Consider the following 21418-nt stretch of genomic DNA (forward strand, 5'->3'; position numbering starts at 1 on the left):
CCAAACGACTGACCGCGTTGATTCACGGCCGGCGACCAGCAAGGACGGATCGAATGGTGTCAAACAACAACTGAGGACGGATCGGCTTGGGGACATAGCCATCCATGCCTGCCTCGAGGCATCGTTCGCGGTCTCCTTTCATCGCGTGGGCAGTCATCGCGATGATCGGTATGCGCTGTCCCGTCTGGTGTTCTTTGGTGCGGATCACCGCGGTCGCCTCGAGGCCATCCATTTCGGGCATTTCCACGTCCATCAGCACGACATCAAACGACGCGTCCGCCAAAGCGGCAATCGCCTGTTTGCCGTTGTTGGCAACCACGATGGAATGTCCATGTTTCTCCATCAATCCGATCGCAAGCTTCTGGTTCATCAGGCTGTCTTCGGCGAGCAAGACCTTTAGCGGTGGCAACGGCTCTCTCGCTTCGCTTGGCAACGTCTCTTGTTGTTCGTCGCCAGACTGCTCCACTCCCAACGATCTCTCGATCGCGTCCAATAGTTCCGATTGTTTTACAGGCTTCATCAATTGCGCGGCAATCTTAAGCTCTTCGAGACGTTCTTGATCCCCGGAACGAACCCCGGATGTGAGGACAATGACGGGCGTGCCCGCCAAGCGAGGATCTTTGCGAATCCACTGGATCAATGTGATTCCATCGACCTCGGGCATGTTCAAGTCAGACAGCACCAAGGGGAATGACGAGCCTGCCAGGTGAGATTCACGCAAAAGGTCGATCGCTTCTTGCGCGCTTCCAACGGCCACAGGCAACATTCCCCAATTCCGAGTGATCTCTTCCAGAATGATTCGGTTCGTCGCGTTGTCATCGACAATCATCACGCGTGCTTCGCTGACACCCGTATGCTCGAATGTTGGAGCATGAAGAGGCTTCCCGGTCGTCAGCTTAAAACGGGCGGTAAAGAAAACGGTTGTGCCTTTGCCGATCTCGCTTTCCGCCCAGATGCGTCCATCCATTAAGCCGACCAAACGGGACGAAATTGCCAGCCCGAGTCCAGTTCCACCATGCTTGCGGGTCGTCGACATATCCGCTTGGGAAAACGCATCAAAGATCATTCCGAGCTTGTTTTTCGGAATTCCGATTCCGGTATCACGAACCGAAAACCGCAGCACCGCCTCGTTCTCGGATCGGGAATCACAGTTCACCTGCAGCACAATCTCGCCCCGCTCCGTGAACTTGAGGGCATTGCCAACCAGATTGAGAATGATCTGGCCAAGCCGAATCGAATCTCCGATCACAACATCGGGCGTGTCAGGATCAATCCGCCATGCAAGTTCAAGTCCCTTGGTGTGCGCACGCAACGCGAGCGACTTCATCACGTCGCCGACCCGTTCACGAAGGCCAAAAACGGTCTGTTCCAGATCGATCTTTCCCGCCTCGATTTTTGAAAAGTCCAGGATATCGTTGATGATCGTCAGCAACGAGTCCGCAGACTCCCGGACCATGACAAGGTATTCATGTTGCGAGGGATCAAGCTTGGTATCGAGGACCAGTTCGGTCATGCCAATGATGGCGTTCATGGGCGTGCGGATTTCATGGCTCATGCTGGCCAGGAAGTCACTCTTGGCCCGGTTGGCAACCTCCGCTGCCTCCTTGGCGGCAGTCAGCAATTTAGCCGCCTGCTTGTCTGTGGTGATGTCGCGCACCGTAGCCTGGATGTAGGTTTTCCCCTCAAGTTCCATCTTGGTCAGCAGCACCATTGCATCGAATGGATCTCCAGCGGGTCGTTGATGCAGCCATTCAAAGCGATGCGAACCCTTTTCCAAAGCGATCGCCATCATTTGCTGCGCTTTCACCGTGGAAAGGGTCCCGTCCGGCTGGTATTCGGGTGAAAAATCGCTCGGTGCACTCGACGCAAAATGTTCTTCATCGTCACATCCGAACAACTCAATCGCCGCCGAGTTTCCACTTAAGAAACCCTCGCGGGGCGTTAGAATCATGATGGCGTCGCGCGAGGAGTCGAAGAGGGTTCTGAATTTCATCTCACTCGATCTCAATGCCCTCGTGCGTTCCTCAACTCGTGATTCCAATACGTCATGCGATTCCTGTAGCGTGGTGTGCCAGAGCTGCATTCTGCGCAACACAAAAAGCCATCCAGCAAGCAGGATGATGGAAACGGCCGTGGCAAGCGTGATGTTCCAAAACGCCCGTTGCTGCTCCTTGTTGAAAACCGCTGTCGAGGAAGCATCGAGATGGTTCGCAAACCGTGTCATGCCTTCGGAATAGATTTGCTTCTGCCGCTCGTACTCGCTGCTGAAAAGGAGAGCCCGTGCTTGCTCGGCATGACTCTGTCGCACAAGCTCAAGAGCGCTGGTTTCCATCTCCACTAGCCTGCGATTGGCTGCTGCGGTTTTCACCGCAGTGGTATCGATATCGCTATGAGTTGCTAGGGAAATCGCTTCCGTGATCGCCGCTTGAAGTTGCGGTTCGTATTGGCGATATCGGTCTTCCCACGCTGGGTCACCTGTCGCCGCCGCCATCCGGGCGGCCATCGTTAAGACCTCGTCAAGGTGAACGATCTCGCCACGTAATTGCTCTGTTCGCAAGTTCCGCTGCATCGCCTCTCTGGTTATCTGGTGGGAACGATAGGTGCCCCAGGATATCCAGGCGAGGACGATGCCGGTCAGAATGACCCCAGCTGTTAGCAACCTGATGGGAAACCGTCCGCCAGGTATCGCAAGGTTGGAACTCATGGTCGCTCTCGAAAACGAAGCGCAAGAAGGAATCCTACCCCCCTATCATACGTGTTGCCAGCATTGACGGGCATGACAAGCCGATTTTGTTTCCTCCGCGTGATCGAGCGTTAAGCAGCGACGTCAGCGAAACTCGCGTGAGATGCGTTTGGCTGCGGAACCATCTGGTCGACGATTCGGGATGCTGCAAACGCATTTTCAGGAAGGAAACCGCTTCTCGCACAGAAGGAAAAGGGGTCAGGTACCGATCGTGCGAAGCACCCGTCGGGCCATTTGGCTATTCGTAGCTGCCCCCTGTTCCGATTAGCTCCCACATCCTTTACAAAAATGCGCTAGCCCCGTTTCTCGTAACGAACTCGATAAACGGGGATCCGGTACTTGCGGCTGCGGCGTTCAAAGTGCGTATGATAATCCAGGTCATGCTGTGCTTCGGTCTCCTCTTCGGGGATCGGCACACCCAGCTCCGGTGCAATCTGTGCGATCATTTCGACCGTTTGCTCGAAATAGTCGAGCACATCGGTCCAAAAATGAAATCGACCGCCCGGTCTGATCGCCTTGGCAATATTCGCGATACTCGTCTCATTGACCACTCGGCGCTTGCGCTGTCGCTTCTTCCACCACGGGTCTGGAAAATAGACATGAACCGCTTCGAGTGTGCCCACGGCGATTCGCTCCTCAAACAACGGCTCCGCATTGCCGCAGACCATGATCGCATTCCCGACCTTCGCTTTCGCCAACCGACCGGCTGCATGCTCGGCACACTTCTGCTGGATCTCAATCCCGAGAAAGTTGTGCTCAGGCGTCGATTGGGAAGCGTTGGTTAAAAAAAGACCCTTGCCCGAACCGACCTCGACTTCCAACGGTTGACCATTGCCGAACACGGACTCGCTGTTGATCTGGATCGGCAGATCATCCCGCGTGCGCAGTACTGCGCTCAGGTCAAGGTCAGCGGGTGGGCGGCGGATCGGGCTTCGTGGCATTTGGATGCTCGTGGTCGAAAGCGCAGTAGTTTTGCGACCGGTGCATCAAATCGTCAACAGGTCTAATAGGTGAAGACGTCCGAATTTCCGTGCAAAGGATCGAAGATTTGTTTCCGGGCCTCAATCATTTCGCCCCCTTCGGCGAGATCGTCTTGTTCCCGCCGTTGGCCGGTAGGGTTTGCAGCAAGGTATCGACGATTTGCATTTGAGATTCTCTCCGTCGCTTGAAGAACCGATTGCAAATTTCCACCTCGATCCCGAGGTAGCTTGCATCGCCGAAACACCCGCGTAGGTGCGTTGTTAGCCCGTCGTCGGTACCCAAGTAAGGTTGATTGTAGGCCACTCGAAGCTTGGTAGAAATCGGTGAGCATGCGACCTTCCATGCCTCGCAGAACGTTGCTTCGCCGGTTCGTGCCGGATCGAACAGAAGTCCCACGTCGATCGGTCGCCAACGGCCCGCGATGCGCGGTGTGAAGGTGTGAATGGAGAGATGGACCACGCACCGGTGACATTCGATTCGGCGTGCCACCTCCGCTTCGACAGCATCGCGATAGGGCCTGTGCCAACTGGCAAGCAACTCGTCTCGCTCGGCAGCCGCCAACGGACCGGTGAACTTTGAGAAGACGTCGGACGCGTCGGACGATCGATTGAGATCAACCAGCAGCCGGGTCGTTTTGGAAGCGAGCCATGTGCAATGTGGGCGTTCCTGTCGAAAGACGCCGAAGTCATTTGGATCCACAGCAAGCATGGACTCCTCCGCCGAATCAGGAAACAGGCCCAACGCCACTTGAATCGACGCTTCCCAGGCGCCGGGATCGTAACCGCGATGGCTGCGGAGCATTGCTTGAGCCTGTTTGGATTGGAACCGCGCGGAAAACGCGGCGGGGACTGCGTTGCCGCCATGTTCACAGGTCACCACGAAGTCCGTTCGATGCGAGGTCACGGCTGAAACGGTTCCCAAGTTACCAGGCAATCCGCCAATTGATCGTAGACGTTGTGCAAATCGGATCGGTCAAAATTCTTGCCAAGCGATCGGCAAATTCTTGTCGCCAGAGTGCCGTGTTCTTGGATGATTTCAAGTGGGGCATAAAGATTGGCTATCGAAGGATCCGACTTTCGCACACGACCAAGCAACTTTTGCCAGATGTCACCTGCCGAGCATGCGGACTCATGAATCCCTAGCGAAGCAAGGTAATTCGTGTCGTTGACGACTGCGTGCTCCGCTCTGTCGGACGCCAGATTCAATGCGGAACGAAGTACCTCGGTGGGGATGGATTGCTGAGTGGCCAGTGTCGAGGATTGTTCTTGGACCAGCGATTTGACGACCGAGGTGACGGCTACGCAAATTGCCACATCTGCGGCAGGGTATTCTTGGACGTCCATCACGCGGAACTCGATCGATCCACGGTCAAACCGAGCGATCGCGCCACGTGCATTTAGAAAGTCCACTTCCAAAACACCTTCGATGTCGTGCCTCGCGATATCGTGGCGGATCGGATCGTAAACCTCGCGACGATACGTGGCCTCGTCATAAATCGGTTCGGGGATAATCCGTCCTGTCAGCGAAGGCGCCGCTTGGCAATGGTCTGTGTAGTACTGCATCCGCGAATCAAGTTGGCCGGTGTAGTGGCCGTCGACGATCGGCGAACTGGCGGCGAGCGCCGGCAACAGCGGTAGGACCAATCGAACGGCCGCGTGCAATTTCGCGAACTCTTCATCTCCGTGGAACGGCAGGTTGAGATGAACACTTTGGACATTCGACCAGCCGTGACGCTTGCAGTCGAAAATGCGATCGTAGGCCTGGTAGATTTCGTGGTTCTCATGCGGCCACAGGATGGTTTCGATTGTCGGGTTCATCCAAGGGTGCATCGCAGTGGGCAGGAGCCGAAGGTTCAGGCGGTCGAGTACCGGCCGAAGATCACGAATGGCGGTTTCAAACTGGGACGGCAGGGGAAGAAACTTGTTGGCTGGCAAGGTGGTCTTCAGTTCGAGCACATGCAGGGCCAGCTCGTTGGACCACGTGATGGGTCCCGATTCAAAATCGCTGACCGTTCGTCCGCCAGCAAGAATCGAGAGTAGCGTGTCAGCGATAGGACGCACATTGAGTGTGTCACGATCGACGAGCATGTATTCCATTTCGATGCCAAAGGCGTCGAACAGATGAAGTGGTTGAGTGTTCACAAGTTGGTTCGCTGGGAATGGAAAGAGTACAAGGTCACCCGACGCGTCAGCGAGGGGCCGGTGCCGCAAAAGGTGTGTCTTCCTCGCTGCTGCGTCGGCTTACCTTTCTAATTTATTGGATTCGATTCGGCGGACGAACGATTCCATGATGCGTCGGTAGAGTTCCTCACGTAGGATCGCGTCTTCAATGCCCGAATCCATGTTGGGATTATCGTTGACTTCGATGACGTAAAACTGGCCGTCGAGTTCCTTGACGTCGACGCCATAAATTCCACTGCCGATCAGATTGGCAGCTTTGAGTGCCATCGCAACGGCTTTCCGGGGCGCGGTCTCGACGGGGAGCGTTTCGCATTTTCCGAAGCGAGGCTTGGTGGCGGAATCGGCGGAGTGTTTGGCGATCTGCCAGTGCCCGCGAGCCATGTGGTACTTGCAGGCAAAGATTGCTCGACCGTCGAGAATCCCAATCCGCCAATCGAAATCGGTTCGCATGTACTGCTGAGCGATGACCAGTTCTGAATCTTCAAAGAACTCCGCCAACCGCGACTTCAATTCCGCCTTATCGGCCGCTTTCACGACGCCTTGCGAAAACGCACTGTCGGGACGCTTCAAGACGATTGGGAACGAGACTTCGCTTGCGATCTGTTCGGCATTCCGCCGGTGAACGATCCACGTCGTCGGCGTTGGCACCTTGGCTCGATAAAGCAACTCAGCGAGGTAGGCTTTGTTGGTGCAGCGCAGAATCGACAGCGGATCATCGAGCACGACCATTCCCGCCGCCTCGGCGCGTCGTGCGAGGCGATAGGTGTGATGGTTGACGGCGGTGGTTTCGCGAATGAACAGCGCGTCGAATTCTAGCAAGCGTCCGGCGTCCTGCCGCGTGATCAACTCAGCAGCAATCCCTTCGGCTGCGGCCGACTTGACGAGCTTCTTCAGCGCCGCTTCGTCGGACGGTGCCAAGTCACCCTCCTCCGGATTGTGAAGAATTGCCATGTCGTATCGCATCGCTCGCCGTTTAGGGCGATTGGTGTTTCCGCGGGCAAAGTACTTCGCGGCGGCTGCGGCGACGAACTCGCGGTGTGGGTCAGGCACGGCCTTGAGTGCGACCGCGGACGCACTGCGAAGCCGCCATTTGCTGCCTCGCTTGAAATGGAAACGTAGCAGCGGTGCTTGAAAGAGACCACACAGCTCTTTGGCCAGTTTGTCGTACTTCTTGGCAAGGTTCTCGCCGAAGTAGACGCTCAACACGAATTCATTTCCGCCAAGACTCTTGAGGGACGATTGAATCAATTCTTCAAGAGGTTGCGGGATCAAGCGAACCGCGGCAGAGCCTTGCAGGTCTTGGATCGTCGATACATCGGGAATCGGCCGATGCCCGCGAGCTTCGGCCAACAAGGAAACGTAGTAGCCGATACTTTGATAGCCATACGATCGACTGAGGTTATAGATACGTGTTCCTCGTCGCAGTGTGGGATCGCAGACCGCCAAGTAGTCACGCGGGTCGATGGTGTCGACGCCCTCGAAGGTCCCCAGCCAATCGTCACCTGATTCGGCAACCAAAATCGTATTCATCTTGTTATCAATCCTTGAGGGAATCCGACGCATCTGCCAAGCATGGCAAGTGTGACGCATCGCTGACACGCTGGGTTACTTGGTTTGGATGGTCAATAAGTTCGCGTCAAAAGTGATGATGCCCAACAAGATCGCGGAGGCGACTCTTGCGAGCGATGCGATGTATTTGTTGGTCGGCGCCATGGGGTTGGGATGCAGTGGGTCTGCCACTCGCACCACGCGATCTTTGGGGCAGTAGCCATGCAACACGACAAAGTGCCCAGTGGGATCGCCCTCGATGTCGTCCGCGACCGTGGAGTGAACGCCAGCGTGGGTCACGGACCGTTCGCGGGATTCGTGGTACAGGTAGGTCGCACTGAGTCCGCACAGGATGGGGACCCCCGCCGAAAGCGACCGGATGATCAAATGATCGTCGAGCGGCTGCATCCGAACTCGCCCGCCGAGTGTCAAGAATTGCAGGTACGCTTCGGTCGCTGTCGTTAAACGATGCTGGTCGACGTCATCGCGTTGGCTCTTGGCACCTTGTTGGGCACGAAGCTTGGACGCGAGCACCTTGCGCGACAACACTTCGCCGTTTGCATCGAACCAAGTCGGATCAAACAATTGCAGGTTGTACGTCACGATGTCCGCGGTGAACCCACGTCGCAGCGCATCGCACCCCAGTTCGACCGCCAACGTCCCACCACCGTCGAGCTGTCCAATTTCCGTGATCAAACGATCCAGCGGGACGGCGCGATTCCAATACTGATAGACGGCGGCCAAGCACGTCGGTCCGCAACTGGTTTCCGACGGTTGCGGTTGGATTTCAATTTCCAAGTGTTGCGCCGTCATCAGCCGGCTCCCGCAATTGCATGGGCGCAAAGTCCAACGGGGGGTTGGCTGCTCTGGTGGACGTCAACGGAAAGCATGGTGGGGATGTACGACCGAGCCGATGGAGAATCGCTGCCTAGGGAATCGGTAACCCGACACAGCAGCGAGGAAAGGTTGTGATTGCCTCGCTTCTCGTTGACACGTCGAATTGCCAGGGGACCGACAAGCACAAACTGTACCATTCGCCAATCCTTGACCGCGAGCTCAAGTTGCCGTTGCATATGACTCAAACCAGACGGTTTTCCACGAAACCGCAGTGGTGTCGAGGTTCCAATTCCGCCGCCGGGTCGGAAAACACCTTTCCGGTCAGTGGAAAGTAACTTACCACGCCGCGATCTCCCCTATCAAACAAGACGCCATTTCGTTCCAGATCGGTAGCGGCACCCGCTGAGCAGCAAGACCTCCGTCGCATCGGCGAAAGGCTCCCGCGCGACGCCGTTTCGAAGAACCTTAGTCACGAATTTGTCTAAGCCACCGTTTTGATAGGCCATTTTGCCGCACCCCTTGTCGCAACAAGACGTCGGGCCCCTATGGTAACCTAACGGCGACGTGACGTTTCTGAATCCATCGCAAACAGGGCCGATTTCATGCAATCCTTGTGCTCTAAGCCTGCCCGTTCCTGCGACGCTGCAAGGTCTCGGTGGGGACAGATGATCGTCTTCGCAAGCGTCGTCCTCTTGACTGTCGCGGCGTCGACTCAAGCAGAGGATTCGCAACCCCAGAAACGTGTTCTGATTGTCACAGGGGAGGATTACCCGGGGCACAAGTGGCAGCTGACCGCGCCAGCACTCAAAATGCAACTGGAACAGGACTCCCGATTGCGAGTGGAAACGCTCGACGATTTACGGGCGTTAGCGGAGACCGACCTTTCCCCCTTCGATGCTGTCGTCATTCATTTTAAGAATTACGATCCATCGATTCCTGGCCAAGCCGGGTTGGACCGACTCGTCAGCTACGTCGAACAAGGCGGTGGGTTGGTGGCGGTTCATTTCGCTTGCGGCGCTTTCCAAGAGTTCAAACAGGAGTACGAGTTGCTCGTGGGCCGCGTTTGGAATCCAGAACTTCGTGGCCATGACCCCTACGGCACCTTTCGCGTTGACATCGTGACGAATGAGCACAAGATCACGCAATCGATGAAGTCCTTTGAAACGGAAGACGAGCTTTACACTTGTCTTGACGGCGACACGCCGATCCAAGTCTTAGCCACGTCGATTTCAAAAGTCGATTCCAAAACGTATCCCATCGCATTCGTTGTTGCCCACCCTAAAAAGAGAGTCTTCCACTGCTTGCTTGGACACAATGTGATGGGACTCGAAAATGCCGGCGCTGCCGAACTTTATCGGAAAGGTACAGCCTGGGCCGCTGGAATGGCCCTCCCCTCACCGCATCAACAGGAAACCTCCCCATGAAGATTGGATTTCACACGGATGCCTTTAACTCTGCCTACTGGAATTTTGACCAATGTCTTCAATGGGCTGAGCAAAACGACGTTCACTTCATCGAGTGTGGGCTGATTGACGGAGTCAGCTGGATTCACGGACTTGGGTACCAGCCGCATGTTGCACTTTATGAGGATCCGTTGCTGCTTCGTCGCAAGATGGAACGCTATGGGGTGAAGTTCTCACAAGTCGATGCGGCGTTTCCACTGTCCGGCAAGGATGGGCCGTTGTACGGCGTCCCCTATGTCCTCAAGACCCTTCCGTGGGCCAAGCATGCGGGATGTGAGTGCATCGCGACCACGGACGGGCTGCACAAACCCGAAGGTTTGTCGGATGACCAAGCGATGGAAATGATGAAACGCAGCTACTCGCAAATGGTTGAAGTCGCTGAAGCGTACGAGATATGCATTAACATCGAGGTGCATGGCTACTTCACCACGAACCCCGATCGCTTGGCACAAATGTTGGACTTCTGTGATAGCCCGTTCTTGGGGCTCAACCTTGACACCGGCAACTCCTTTATCGCGGGCCAGGACCCCGTCGCGTTTTGCGAGCGGTTCAAGGACAAGATCCGCCATGTTCATATCAAAGACGTCAGCGAATCCTTGGCCGCTGCTTCGCGAGGTGACCAAACCGGTATTGCGGTGAGCCAATGTGCGATTGGTGATGGGGTGAACGCCGAGAATATCGGCCGCGTTTTGGAAATCCTCCAATCGATTCCGTACGACGGCATCTTGAGCATGGAGTGCGAAGGTGCTGGCGGCCCCATGATTGAACAATCGTTGGCATGGTTGCGCACACGACTTGCCTCGCTTCCAGCCTAGAACGGCGAGCAAACGATGCTTCGCCCCGCTCTCTCCCTTCCTCACTTCCCTCGCCCCCCCGTGATCAAGCATGAACAACAACACTCACCCTGCGTCGAATTGCCTCCCAACCACTCAACGTCGCCAATTTCTGAAGACCACTGCGGTCAGCGTCTCGGCAGTTGCCGGTTTGTCACTCGCCCGCAGTGCTCATGCCGCCGGCAGCGAGACGATTCGCATCGGGATGGTCGGCTGCGGGGGCCGATGCAGTGGCGCGGCAATGGACGTCATGAACGTCGATCCTGGAACTCAATTGGTGGCGATGGCGGATCTGTTTGAAGACCGCGTCAAGAGCCAGCGTACAGCATTAGCGACCGCTAAGCCCAAGCAAGTTTCCGTCGATGACGATCACTGCTTCGTGGGACTGGATGCGTACAAGAAAGTGATTGAATGTGTCGATGTGGTTCTGATTGCCTGCGCGGCCAAATTTCACCCGATGTATTTGAAAGCGGGTATTGACGCCGGCAAGCATGTGTTTGTCGAAAAACCGCACGCGATCGATCCGGCGGGAATCAAAGTGGTCAACGAAACGTGCAGGGTCGCAAAGGAGAAGAATCTAGGCGTTTTGTCGGGGCTTCACAGTCGCTTTGCCGCAGACTACCGCGAAACGATCGAGCGAGTGCGTGACGGACAAATCGGCGACATTGTTTCGATTGAAGAAAACTTCGTTCGCGGGCCCTATGGCAACACGGCTCGTCCAGCAAATTGGCGAGAGTTGGAGATTCAATATGGCAACCAGTATCGGTTCAGCTGGCTCTGTGGCGACGATGTGACTCAATCGCTCGTTCACAATCTCGATCGAGCAACTTGGGCACTCGGTGAAGCGACGCCGGTCGATTGTCACGGATTCGGTGGTCGGTCTGGGCGACAAGACTTGCTGGGCGACGTCTTTGATCATCACACGGTTGTCTACCGGTATGCGAACGGAGTCCGGCTGTATGCGTTTTGTCGAACCACTGCCGGATGTTACAACGAAGGATCGAGTATCATCATGGGCTCCAAAGGCATCGCGTATCCCTTGAAAGGGCAGATCACGGGTGAAACGCCTTGGTCGTTTGAAGGCAAAACCGGCAGCCCCTATCAAGCAGAGCAGAAGGCGTATTTTGAGTCGATTCGCGCTGGACAGCCGCTCAACAGTGGCGACTACATGGCGAGAAGCACTTTGGTGGCGATCATGGGACAAATGTCTTGCTACAGCGGCCAGGAAGTCAAATGGGACAAGATCAGCAAGTCCGACTTTGCGTTCGATCCCAAACCCGAAGATTGCAGTTGGGACATGGAACCACCGACGCGACCGGATCCGAACGGAGTCTATCCTGTCTGCGCATCGCCAGGAATTACGAAAAACGTTTAGCTCGGATTCGGTGTCGGTGGATCGTCATTGCCATGCTCATCGACCGGTTTTTCATCGACGAGCAGACGCACCGAGGGCGACTGCAAATCATCAAATTGGCCGCGTCGAATCGACCAAATGCATGCGAACAAAGCCGTTGCACCGAGGGCAATCGCCACAGGCAAGGCGACCATCAAGACGCTCATCGTATCGGCTCCGGATGATTCGAGGGACCCCATTCCGGCGTGGCGACTTTCGGTGCAACGAGGGTCATCGTCAACACCGTCAAGGAGCTAATCGGCATCAGGATCGCCGCGATCAACGGGCTGATCACGCCGGTCATCGCCAGCACGGCGGCAATCAGATTGTAGCTGATCGAGATCGCGAAGTTCTCGCGAATGCAACGAGCGGTGATCCGAGCCGTTTGGATGAGGGTCACGATCCCGCCTAAGTGGCTATTGCCAATCAAGATGGGCGCTGCCGCCAAACTGGCATTCGCTCCCCCGCGTAGCGCGACCCCCACATCGGCCGCGGCTAAGGCGGCTGCGTCATTCACTCCGTCGCCCACCATGACCACCGGCCCCTGACCCTTGGCTGTTTGGATCGCAGCGAGCTTTTGCTCTGGCGATTGGTTCCCCAGAGCCTGTTCCGTGTCAACACCCAGGTTTGCTGCAACCGATCGAACGATCGACGGATGGTCACCCGAAAGGATCGAGATTTGCCAACCACTCGATCGCAACCGCCCAATCACTTCGCGTGCTTCATGACGTAGCGGATCGCTGACACCTAGAATCCCCACGAGCGATCGATCCTGCAAAACCACCAACGGTGTCGATCCTGAGGCGAGGATCGTTTCCAATTGTGACTGCTCCGTGGGCGTCGGTGTGATGTCTCGTTGCGACAACCCTTGCACACCCCCAACGGTGTATTCCATTCCGTCGACCGTTCCTTTCACTTCCACGCCAACGCGATTGTTCACAGCGGTCGCCGTCAAGCGAACGGCTTGATTAGCGTTTGCGAATTGTGTTACCGCGCGAGCGATCGGGTGAGCCACATTCGATTCGATTGCTGCAGCCACGGCCAAAGCTTGATCATCGCCGAACCAATCGGTCACCTGCATGCGGCCTTGCGTTAACGTCCCCGTCTTATCGAAGAAAACGGTTCCTGGTTTGGCCAATTGCTCCAACGACTCTCCCGATCGCACAAGAATTCGCCGTTCCGCTAATCGACCCACTGCAACGGCGATCGCAAGGGGCGTGGCCAATGCGAGCGCACAGGGGCATGCAACGATCAACAGGGCTACGCTGTGGTTGAGTGCCACCGACGAGTCGATTTGTAACCATACGATGGCGGTGATCATGGCAAGCCCCAAAACCACGCAAACAAACCAGCCACCGATGCGATTCGCAAGTTGGACGATCGGCGTCTTGCTGGCTGCGGCAGCAGCTACCGCTTGTGACAACTCGCCCAACCGAGTGGATTCGCCAATCGCGGTCGTGCGAATCTGAATGGGTGATTCCAAGTTGTCGGTTCCCGCTTCCACGTGATCGCCGACCGAGATCGCAACCGGGCGACTTTCCCCCGTCAACAACGATCGATCGACAAACGAGTCCCCCATCACGACCGCGCCGTCGACGGGAATGCTTTCGCCCGGTTCCACTCGAACAACATCTTCAAGCTCGATCTCGCGCGCTGGCACCCGAGACCGTTCGCCATCTTGTCCGACACGCGTTGCCGCGACGGGAGACAAGTTCAACAAAGCTGCGATCGACCGTCCGGCGTGATGCTGTTGACGTAGCTGAATCCAACGTCCAATCAAAAGGAAGAACACCAGCGTTGCAATGGAGTCAAAGTAGACTTCCGACGTGGTCACGAACAATCCGTAGACACTGGCCCCCCATCCCGCCAACAGCCCCACCGCAACCGGCAAATCCATGTGCGGTACTCGCATCTGCAACGACGCAACCGCGCCACGCAGGAACACTCGCCCAGGAATCCAGACGGCCAACGTACCGAGCCCCACACCCGTAAATCGCAGCAATTCACGATGGTTCGCCGCAATGCCGGTGAATGTACCCGCATAGAGCGCAACGGCAATCCACATTGCATTGGCAGCACAGAAACCCGCGATGGCGACATCCACCAACAACCGCCGGCTCTCTTCCTCACTGGCTTCGCGTTGACTCGATGGGTCAAACGGAACCACGCGGTATCCGATCCTGTAAAGCAATCGGCCAAGTTCACTCAGCCGAACCACTGCTGGATCGTAGACCAGCTGAACCGAACGCGAGTGCATTTGGACTTCGGCCGAATACCAACCGATCACATGATTGGGTGCTTGTTCGATCAGCCACGCACAAGCGGCACAGTGCAGCCCGCCGATCGAGAGTCGCACTTTGGCCAATTGAATTCCATTCGGGCCTGACACCATCTTGACGACCGATGGAGCGAGCAACTTCGGGTCATCAAGGTCTTCAAACGAACTCCGTGACGGATCCGAAAGGGTATCCGTAGGGTTGCAGTCACGCAGAGCGTAAAAGTCTTCGAGCCCCCAACCGTGGATCAGTTGCCAAGCGCCGCGACAACCATTGCAACAAAATGCCGGTTCGGATTCGTCACGCGGCTTCGGCGCAGGCAAACCACAATGCACACATTCGACGGTTTGCTTTGTGGGTTGTGACTCAAGCTTCGTCGCTTCTTCTCGCTGGTTCGATGTGGTGTTCATTCCACCTCATCTGCCTCGGACGGCGTCTCGGATGGGGCGGCTTCCTCGGCACAACAACACGCTGGGGTGTCCGAATCTGCGTCCGAGCTCTCCTCAGCCGTTTCGGAGGCCTGCGGCGCAACACCGCCGGCGCAACAAGGCAACGGTTCGTCCTTCAATTCGATCAACGACGTTGGGGTGATTTCGTCTGCCATCTTCGGCGACACCAAGCTTGACACATCGACCGCCGCACGACCCGTGACCGTGTAAAGCCCCGTCGCAATCAACAACAGACTGGCCGCAATCGGTAATGCGCCTCGGAGCTTGGGGGTTAAAGAATGGATGCCCACCAACATCGCCGTCAATGCAGGGAGCGTACCGACCCAGAATGCGAACATCACGACAATCGAAGACACCAATCCGCCCGTCCCCGCTGCAACCAAAACGAAAAGGTAGAGCCACCCACAGGGCAGCCAGGTTGTGATCAAACCTCCCAAGAACGCCTTTCCATTCGCACCACGACGTTCGATCAGTGGTTTCGCCTTCTGTAGAACCGACGCGACCGTGGATGGCCCCGACGACGCGGAAAACCAACCAGCAAACCGTGGATGCAGTTGGGCAAGTCGGTACAGCCCGACAAGAATCAGCAGCGAGCCCGCGATCTTGGCAGCGGCGGACTGAAAGCCCACCATCTCGCCTCCAAATGATACCGCGGCGCCAAGAATCCCGGCTGCAAACGCCGCAATCATGTAAGTCGAAAGACGCCCAAGATGATAGGAGACCATCGTTGCCCGACTCGATCCACCTCCGGTCACCCATAACGCCAACGGTCCGCACATGCCGATGCAGTGCAAGCTTCCGATAAGACTGGCAACGAATACCGCCATGCCAAGCGTCAACACAACTAGCTACCTTCGGAGTTCGAATGTTTGGGGTTGTGGACCATCACAACCTGGGACTGCACAAAACGGTTGCCGTCGGAATCGACCAAGTCGATATTGGCTTGCCAAAGTCCATCGATCGGTACACAGCCGGTGATTCCAAACGTCCCTTCCGAGCTGACCGGCAGTTGGATCCGATCAATCTCGGACGCATGCGAATGGTGGTACAGTTCAAGGGTTCCCGATGCAATCGAAATGGGGGCCCCGTCGACGTCGAGCAATTGCCCCTGCAAACCGACCTTGGAGCCTTCTTTCATGGGAAGTAGTGTCAACTTCCAGCCGAGTTCACGCGATGCGGCCTCGGCTTGGACTTGATCGTCCCAATGCAGCGCCTTTTCATAGTAATCCGGTAAAACGGCGGCGGAGGGATCATTGGTCGCAAGCACCACCGCAACCACGCCCACAGCGACCTGCGCCGTCAACAATGCGACGACGAAACCACCCCAGCGAATAGCCGCCCGATGGTTTGCGATCCGATTTGATTCACTGTTCATCGTCGCGGTCCTAACAGTTGCATTTTCAAAAATCGTTCATTCCCAACATCATCGGTCACTCGCATCTTACCATCGGCGTTGCCAGATGGGCCAAACGCTTTGGTTGGAATTTCGACCATGATCGGCACCAAGGTGGTTCCGTTGCTTTGAAGCGTGGGTTTCTCGACTTCGATTTCATGAATCGTTGCCGATTCAGGCTCGACCATTTCAATTGTGTATTGCCGGGTCTCATTCGTCCGGTTGACCAAACGCAAGCGAAATTGGTTGCTGATCGTGCCTTGGTCTTGGCGGGTGAACGGACTCCCCTTGCCACGAATCACGCGTGCATCAAAGGCGTACTTGGTTGACAAGACTCCGATAAAAGCGATTCCAACCGCCAACAACAATGCGGGGTAGGCCACCGTGCGTAGTCGGAAAAGTTTGGGGGGATTCCCGGTCAGGGCATCTTGAGAACTGTAGCGGATCAACCCGGTCGGCTTCCCCACCTTGGTCATCACCGAATCGCAGGCGTCGATGCACTGAGTGCAGTTGATGCATTCCAGTTGCAACCCATCGCGAATGTCGATGCCCGTTGGGCAAACCACGACACATTGGTTGCAAGCCACGCAATCGCCCGCGCCGTCATCGGGTTTCCGACGGCCCTTCTTTCGAGGTTCACCTCGATTGGGATCGTAAGCGACAATCAAACTTTGCCGGTCCAACATGACCGACTGAAAGCGACCATAAGGACAAGCGATCAAACAGGTCTGCTCACGAAAGTACAGAAAGTCAAACATCATCAGCGCGGTCACTCCCCCCATCACCACGAATGCGATGGGGTGTTCCAGCGGAGAACTTCGCATCCAATCGCCCAAACGATCGGTACCGACAAAGTACGCAATGAACGTGTTTGCAAGTAAAAAGCATAACAACAAGTAAACAGCCCAGCGGGCAAGTCGCCGCCAGCCTTCGATCTTGTGTTTAGGTTTCCCCCCTTTGCCCTTGGTCCCTTCGAACAAACGATCAATCGGGCGGAACACATATTCCATGTAAACCGTTTGCGGACATGCCCAACCGCACCAAACACGGCCGGTCAGCGCGGTGGCCAAGACGATCGTCAGGAATCCACCAAGCATGACCAAGGCAAGTAACAACGTATCGGTGGGCAAGAAGGTATGACCAAGAAACACGAACCTTCGTGCCGGAATGTCCAGCAACACCGGCGGCATGCCGCCAAATCGAACATGCGGCAAAATGATAAAGAATGCCATCAAGGCATAGGCAAAGGCACGCCGTCGCTTCCACCAGAACCCCCGCGACAACCGAGGCCGTAGCCATCGACGTGAACCATCTTTTTCAAGGGTGCTGAGCACATGATCGGGTGCTTCAAGCATTGCGGAATGTTGCAGGGAATCGCCCGATTTCTCACCTGCAATCGGCAAGTCGCTAGGGGGCGTCGAACTACTCATGTCGGTGTCGCGTCCTAATCAGGAGCGTGGATGGTAAATCAATGTGGCAAGTCGACGCTCAACGGTATCGCTGCAGTTCAACCAAGTCGGCTGCCTTCGCGGTGAGCGTTCCCCCCGCGAAAGGGAACGACAACGCTGCGCAGCCCGAGCGTCTCCTCCTAAAGTAATAACCGGCGACTAGGTCGAACCGTCACCCGAATCGTCGGATCCCGTTCCGGTTTCGTCAGCATCCGCCTGCTCTGTGGGGGGAGCAGCCGGCCAAGGATCGATTTTTCGGCCTTCGGGCTGCTTGGCACTTGCAGGCTCGGTTCCACGCAGACTGGCCACGTAGCTTGCCGCCAACACAATCTCGTTCGTCGACAACCGGTTCTTCCACGCAGGCATCGCACCACCGCCAGCTCCATTTTGCAGGACTGTCAGAATATCGCCGATGTCTTTGACATTCTTGTATTCCTCATCGGTCAAGTTGGGTCCCACAAGCCCTCCGCCATCGGCGCCATGGCAAGAGACGCAATTGGTTTTGAAAACGGTTTGACCGACCCGCAACCAAGAGGGTTCGTACAGAAACTTGACCACCGTTTCGCGATCCTGTTTCAACTCTCCAATCTCTTCAAATTGCAAGCGGATGTTTGCAGCCAACGCCTTGTCATATCTCGCTTCCACAGTCCGCCCTTCGGCACCACCGTGATAGTACGCCCAATACGGAAATGCAAACGCGATCGACCCAATGAACAACCACTTCCACCAGCCCGGCAACGGATTGTCAAACTCTTGAATTCCGTCGTAAGCATGGCCCGTCAACGGATCGTCGGGAATATGCCCAACCACCTCATCTTGCGCCGTTGACAAAGCGGGTTCATTCAACGCTTCGTTAGCAGGTTTATTCATCGCGGGGAGTCTCCACGTTATCGGAAAGCGGAATGGCGGCAAATCGGTCTGTCGCGTTGCGTGACAATCGCAAGGTCGCAAGCAGCATCAAGCCGAAGGCAAAGCAAAACAACAGCAACGCCCATTCGGCACAATCGCTGTAGTCGATTCCTCGGATTACATCAGTTAGCATCGGTGGTCACTTTGAAACGTTGGGAAAACCGCAGGGTTGTCACCCCGCTCGGTCGTTGCGGAGCCGAAAACAGGACGATTTCGGCCTCGGTCGGCTATTGCTGTGAAGTCTCGGCGATTTCGGCGTCCGATCCGAAAGCGACCTCGGCTTCGGGTTCTGCCTCAATCGGTTCTTCACTTCCAGGTGCGGCTTCCTCGGCCGCGGGCGTTACGGCGGGTTCTGGAGCTGCGAAGATGTCGGTCCCTACGCGTTGCAAGAATGCGATCAAGGCAACCGCCTTGGAATTCAACGTCATCACCTCGCCGCGGGAAACAGGACCGCCTTGCGAAACAATGTCCGCCGCAATCTCTTCTGCCTGTCGACGAGCGAGGTCGGGCGCTTCTTCGAGCTCGAAGTCGTAAGGAGCACCGAGCGTCTGTGCGGCCCAGACTCGGTCGGTAACACCGCTAAAGTTGATCTCCGTCTCGAGCAAATGGATGTAACTGGGCATCACGCTGCCGGGCGAAACCTGCTCTGGGTTTTCGAAGTGCAACCAATGCCACAAACTGCTTTGCTTGCCCCCTTCACGAGCCAAGTCGGGACCGATCCGGCGACTGCCCCATTGGAATGGACGGTCATAAATCGACTCACCCGGCTTGCTGTATTCTCCATAGCGTTTTGTTTCTGCAACGAACGGCCGAATCATCTGTGAATGGCAGTTGTAACAACCTTCGGCAACAAAAATATCACGTCCAGCCAACTCCAACGGAGTATAGGGTTTGACGGTCGCAATCGTCGGAACGTTGCTGCGAATCAGGAACGTGGGAATGATTTCGAACAAGCTAGCGATGATGACGGCCAACGTGGTAAGGATCGTAAATCGAACGGGCAGACGCTCCCAACGTCGATGCCACCCCATCCGTGACCAAACATCCAAGCTCTTGGCCGCATCCAAAACCGGCGCATCGTCGAGCTTGCTGGTCGAATCGACATGCTCCTCATCATAATGAGCGGAAAGACGAGGGGATTGGTACACCGGCACATCGTAAACGGCCGGACGTGTCGCCCAAGTCATGAACCAATTGACCGCCATCAACAAGGTGCCCCCAACAAACAACGCTCCGCCCAATACACGCAGCCACCAAAGCGGCACGATGGATTGAATCGTTTCAATGAAGTCCGGATAAACCAGGTTGCCCGTTTCGTCCATCGCTCGCCACATCAAACCTTGCATCAAGCCTGCGGCGTAAATGGGAACGATATACAGCAAAATCCCGATCGTTGCGATCCAGAAGTGGGCGGATGCCGCCTTCGTGCTCCACAACTTGGTTTGAAACAATCGTGGCAGCAACCAATACAGCATGCCAAAGGACATCATCCCGTTCCAACCGAGGGCGCCTGAGTGAACGTGAGCGATGGTCCAATCGGTGTAGTGACTTAACCCGTTGACGCTCTTGACGCTCAACAGCGGTCCTTCGAAGGTCGACATGCCATAGAAGGTGACGCCGACGACAAAGAACTTCAGCACCGGATCGGTTGCGACCTTCTGCCAAGCGCCGCGGAGGGTCAGCAGTCCATTGATCATCCCGCCCCACGATGGCATCCAAAGCATCACGCTAAAGAGCATTCCCAGCGTCGATGCCCATTCGGGCAGCGCCGTGTAATGCAAATGGTGAGGACCAGCCCAAATGTAAATGAAGACCAACGACCAGAAGTGCAAAATGGAAAGCTTGTAGCTGAACACCGGCCGATTGGCCGCTTTCGGCAGGAAGTAATACATTAGCCCTAAAAAGGGTGTCGTCAAGAAAAACGCTACCGCGTTGTGCCCGTACCACCACTGCATGAATGCGTCTTGAACCCCAGCGTAGACCGGATAACTCTTGCCCAAGTGAATCGGCAAGACCAAGTTATTGAAAACATGCAGCACCGTGACGGTCACAATCGTGGCGATGTAAAACCAAAGCGCCACGTACATGTGCCGTTCGCGACGATGGATCAACGTCATCAAAAAGTTGCCGCCGAAGAAAACGAGCCAAACGACCGCGATCGCCAAATCGACCGGCCACTCGAGCTCGGCGTACTCTTTACTTTGGGTGATTCCAAGCGGCAACGTGATCGCCGCCGTGACAATGATTCCCTGCCAGCCCCAGAAATGCAGTCGGCCGAGGGTGTCACTCCACATCCGGCACTTACAAAGCCGCTGCGTGCTGTAGTAAACCGCCGCAAAGATCGCGTTGCCAGCAAAGGCAAAAATGGCGGCGTTCGTGTGCAGCGGGCGGAGCCGACCAAAACTTAGCCATTCGAGTCCTCCAAAGGCTTTCGGTAGGACCAACAGGACAGCCACAATCAACCCGGCAAGCGTGCCCACGATCGCCCACACCAAGGTCGCTGTAGCAAACTTGCGGACGATGTCATCGTCGTAGGAATACGTTTCGAGCTGCTCTTGGGTGCGACTATGGAGCGAGCCGGCAGGATCGTTCGATGCTGACAAGTCCGAGGGGTTTTCGATCGACAACTTTTCTTCCTTTTGATCACAATCGAGGGGTGTGAACCGACGGAACGAATGCACACCAGGATACGGCATGCGAGATGAGCGTCCGCTAAAAGTGCGCGATTATGCCACATTAGCCAATGCGGCACTTTGTCGCATGCGACAAAGTGAGCACGATTTCACGAGAATTTACGATAAAAATCGGTTTTACGCAAAGTGGGCTCTGTGCTTTCAGCTTGGTTTCGTCCGCAATTCTGAACGACAGCTTCAGCTGGAAGTTGACTTTCTGTGCGGATTTGCTCACTCAGCCCACGATTGTGTCACACTCGCTACAGACAGCCAATTCTAACCGACCTCCTCGG

17 protein-coding genes are annotated in these 21418 nt (G+C 56.0%); 3 read left to right on the forward strand and 14 right to left on the reverse strand.

The features are described 5' to 3' along the window. Positions 1-22: 22 nt before the first annotated feature. The 6 genes from Poly41_RS13675 to Poly41_RS13700 form a co-directional block, all read right to left on the reverse strand. Positions 23-2704, reverse strand: a complete 2682-nt coding sequence (locus Poly41_RS13675; protein WP_146526737.1) for a hybrid sensor histidine kinase/response regulator — start codon at positions 2702-2704, stop codon at positions 23-25. Between the two features lie 332 nt (positions 2705-3036). Next, positions 3037-3684 (reverse strand): tRNA (guanosine(46)-N7)-methyltransferase TrmB, encoded by a 648-nt coding sequence (trmB, locus tag Poly41_RS13680; protein WP_146526738.1) that lies wholly within the window; start codon positions 3682-3684, stop codon positions 3037-3039. A 124-nt stretch (positions 3685-3808) separates the two neighbouring features. Further along, complete coding sequence (locus Poly41_RS13685) at positions 3809-4627, reverse strand: N-formylglutamate amidohydrolase (protein ID WP_197231317.1); 819 nt, start codon at positions 4625-4627, stop codon at positions 3809-3811. After that, positions 4624-5865 (reverse strand): glutamate-cysteine ligase family protein, encoded by a 1242-nt coding sequence (locus Poly41_RS13690; protein WP_231615645.1) that lies wholly within the window; start codon positions 5863-5865, stop codon positions 4624-4626. Before Poly41_RS13690 ends, Poly41_RS13685 begins: the two co-directional genes overlap by 4 nt. A 99-nt stretch (positions 5866-5964) precedes the next feature. Next, positions 5965-7434, reverse strand: a complete 1470-nt coding sequence (locus Poly41_RS13695; protein ID WP_146526740.1) for a RimK family protein — start codon at positions 7432-7434, stop codon at positions 5965-5967. 75 nt (positions 7435-7509) lie between these two features. Further along, a complete protein-coding gene (locus Poly41_RS13700) occupies positions 7510-8265 on the reverse strand; it encodes a cysteine peptidase family C39 domain-containing protein (protein ID WP_146526741.1) in 756 nt (251 codons plus the stop codon). 689 nt (positions 8266-8954) lie between these two features. Here Poly41_RS13700 and Poly41_RS13705 point away from each other — a divergent pair. The 3 genes from Poly41_RS13705 to Poly41_RS13715 all read left to right on the forward strand — a co-directional run bounded on the left by Poly41_RS13705 (position 8955) and on the right by Poly41_RS13715 (position 11960). Next, positions 8955-9713: a ThuA domain-containing protein gene (locus tag Poly41_RS13705; protein ID WP_197231318.1), complete on the forward strand. Its 759-nt coding sequence runs from the start codon at positions 8955-8957 to the stop codon at positions 9711-9713. Further along, complete coding sequence (locus Poly41_RS13710; RefSeq protein ID WP_146526743.1) at positions 9710-10567, forward strand: sugar phosphate isomerase/epimerase family protein; 858 nt, start codon at positions 9710-9712, stop codon at positions 10565-10567. The genes Poly41_RS13705 and Poly41_RS13710 overlap by 4 nt, the downstream gene beginning before the upstream one ends. Positions 10568-10637: 70 nt before the next feature. Next, positions 10638-11960 (forward strand): Gfo/Idh/MocA family protein, encoded by a 1323-nt coding sequence (locus Poly41_RS13715; RefSeq protein WP_146526744.1) that lies wholly within the window; start codon positions 10638-10640, stop codon positions 11958-11960. Here the strand turns inward: Poly41_RS13715 and ccoS are convergent. The 8 genes from ccoS to ccoN form a co-directional block, all read right to left on the reverse strand. Beyond that, positions 11957-12145 carry a cbb3-type cytochrome oxidase assembly protein CcoS gene (gene ccoS / locus Poly41_RS13720; RefSeq protein ID WP_146526745.1) on the reverse strand — a complete coding sequence of 63 codons (189 nt, stop codon included), beginning with the start codon at positions 12143-12145 and terminating at the stop codon, positions 11957-11959. The genes Poly41_RS13715 and ccoS overlap by 4 nt on opposite strands. Continuing rightward, positions 12142-14664, reverse strand: coding sequence for a heavy metal translocating P-type ATPase (locus Poly41_RS13725; protein WP_146526746.1), 2523 nt, complete (start codon positions 14662-14664; stop codon positions 12142-12144). The genes ccoS and Poly41_RS13725 overlap by 4 nt, the downstream gene beginning before the upstream one ends. After that, positions 14661-15545, reverse strand: a complete 885-nt coding sequence (locus tag Poly41_RS13730; RefSeq protein WP_146526747.1) for a sulfite exporter TauE/SafE family protein — start codon at positions 15543-15545, stop codon at positions 14661-14663. The genes Poly41_RS13725 and Poly41_RS13730 overlap by 4 nt, the downstream gene beginning before the upstream one ends. A gap of 2 nt (positions 15546-15547) precedes the next feature. Then, positions 15548-16078 (reverse strand): FixH family protein, encoded by a 531-nt coding sequence (locus tag Poly41_RS13735; protein ID WP_146526748.1) that lies wholly within the window; start codon positions 16076-16078, stop codon positions 15548-15550. Next, positions 16075-17526: a cytochrome c oxidase accessory protein CcoG gene (gene ccoG, locus Poly41_RS13740; protein WP_146526749.1), complete on the reverse strand. Its 1452-nt coding sequence runs from the start codon at positions 17524-17526 to the stop codon at positions 16075-16077. The genes Poly41_RS13735 and ccoG overlap by 4 nt, the downstream gene beginning before the upstream one ends. A 177-nt stretch (positions 17527-17703) precedes the next feature. Then, the gene (locus tag Poly41_RS13745; protein ID WP_146526750.1) at positions 17704-18414 is read right to left on the reverse strand and encodes a cbb3-type cytochrome c oxidase N-terminal domain-containing protein; all 711 of its coding nucleotides are present in this window, start codon (positions 18412-18414) and stop codon (positions 17704-17706) included. Continuing rightward, on the reverse strand, positions 18407-18586 hold the full coding sequence (locus Poly41_RS13750; protein WP_146526751.1) for a hypothetical protein: 180 nt from the start codon (positions 18584-18586) through the stop codon (positions 18407-18409). Before Poly41_RS13750 ends, Poly41_RS13745 begins: the two co-directional genes overlap by 8 nt. Positions 18587-18680: 94 nt before the next feature. Then, positions 18681-21080, reverse strand: a complete 2400-nt coding sequence (gene ccoN, locus Poly41_RS13755; RefSeq protein WP_231615646.1) for a cytochrome-c oxidase, cbb3-type subunit I — start codon at positions 21078-21080, stop codon at positions 18681-18683. Positions 21081-21418: the final 338 nt, after the last annotated feature.

Source organism: Novipirellula artificiosorum, from assembly GCF_007860135.1.
GTDB lineage: Bacteria > Planctomycetota > Planctomycetia > Pirellulales > Pirellulaceae > Novipirellula_A > Novipirellula_A artificiosorum.

What these genes read in the sequence shown, in the direction of transcription:
- Poly41_RS13710 (WP_146526743.1), top strand. Translation starts at nt 9,710, where the DNA reads ATGAAGATTGGATTTCACACGGATGCCTTTAACTCTGCCTACTGGAAT.
- Poly41_RS13705 (WP_197231318.1), top strand. Translation starts at nt 8,955, where the DNA reads ATGATCGTCTTCGCAAGCGTCGTCCTCTTGACTGTCGCGGCGTCGACT.
- Poly41_RS13750 (WP_146526751.1), bottom strand. Translation starts at nt 18,586, where the DNA reads ATGCTAACTGATGTAATCCGAGGAATCGACTACAGCGATTGTGCCGAA.
- Poly41_RS13700 (WP_146526741.1), bottom strand. Translation starts at nt 8,265, where the DNA reads ATGACGGCGCAACACTTGGAAATTGAAATCCAACCGCAACCGTCGGAA.
- trmB (WP_146526738.1), bottom strand. Translation starts at nt 3,684, where the DNA reads ATGCCACGAAGCCCGATCCGCCGCCCACCCGCTGACCTTGACCTGAGC.
- Poly41_RS13695 (WP_146526740.1), bottom strand. Translation starts at nt 7,434, where the DNA reads ATGAATACGATTTTGGTTGCCGAATCAGGTGACGATTGGCTGGGGACC.
- Poly41_RS13675 (WP_146526737.1), bottom strand. Translation starts at nt 2,704, where the DNA reads ATGAGTTCCAACCTTGCGATACCTGGCGGACGGTTTCCCATCAGGTTG.
- Poly41_RS13725 (WP_146526746.1), bottom strand. Translation starts at nt 14,664, where the DNA reads ATGAACACCACATCGAACCAGCGAGAAGAAGCGACGAAGCTTGAGTCA.
- Poly41_RS13715 (WP_146526744.1), top strand. Translation starts at nt 10,638, where the DNA reads ATGAACAACAACACTCACCCTGCGTCGAATTGCCTCCCAACCACTCAA.
- ccoG (WP_146526749.1), bottom strand. Translation starts at nt 17,526, where the DNA reads ATGAGTAGTTCGACGCCCCCTAGCGACTTGCCGATTGCAGGTGAGAAA.
- Poly41_RS13735 (WP_146526748.1), bottom strand. Translation starts at nt 16,078, where the DNA reads ATGAACAGTGAATCAAATCGGATCGCAAACCATCGGGCGGCTATTCGC.
- ccoS (WP_146526745.1), bottom strand. Translation starts at nt 12,145, where the DNA reads ATGAGCGTCTTGATGGTCGCCTTGCCTGTGGCGATTGCCCTCGGTGCA.
- Poly41_RS13745 (WP_146526750.1), bottom strand. Translation starts at nt 18,414, where the DNA reads ATGAATAAACCTGCTAACGAAGCGTTGAATGAACCCGCTTTGTCAACG.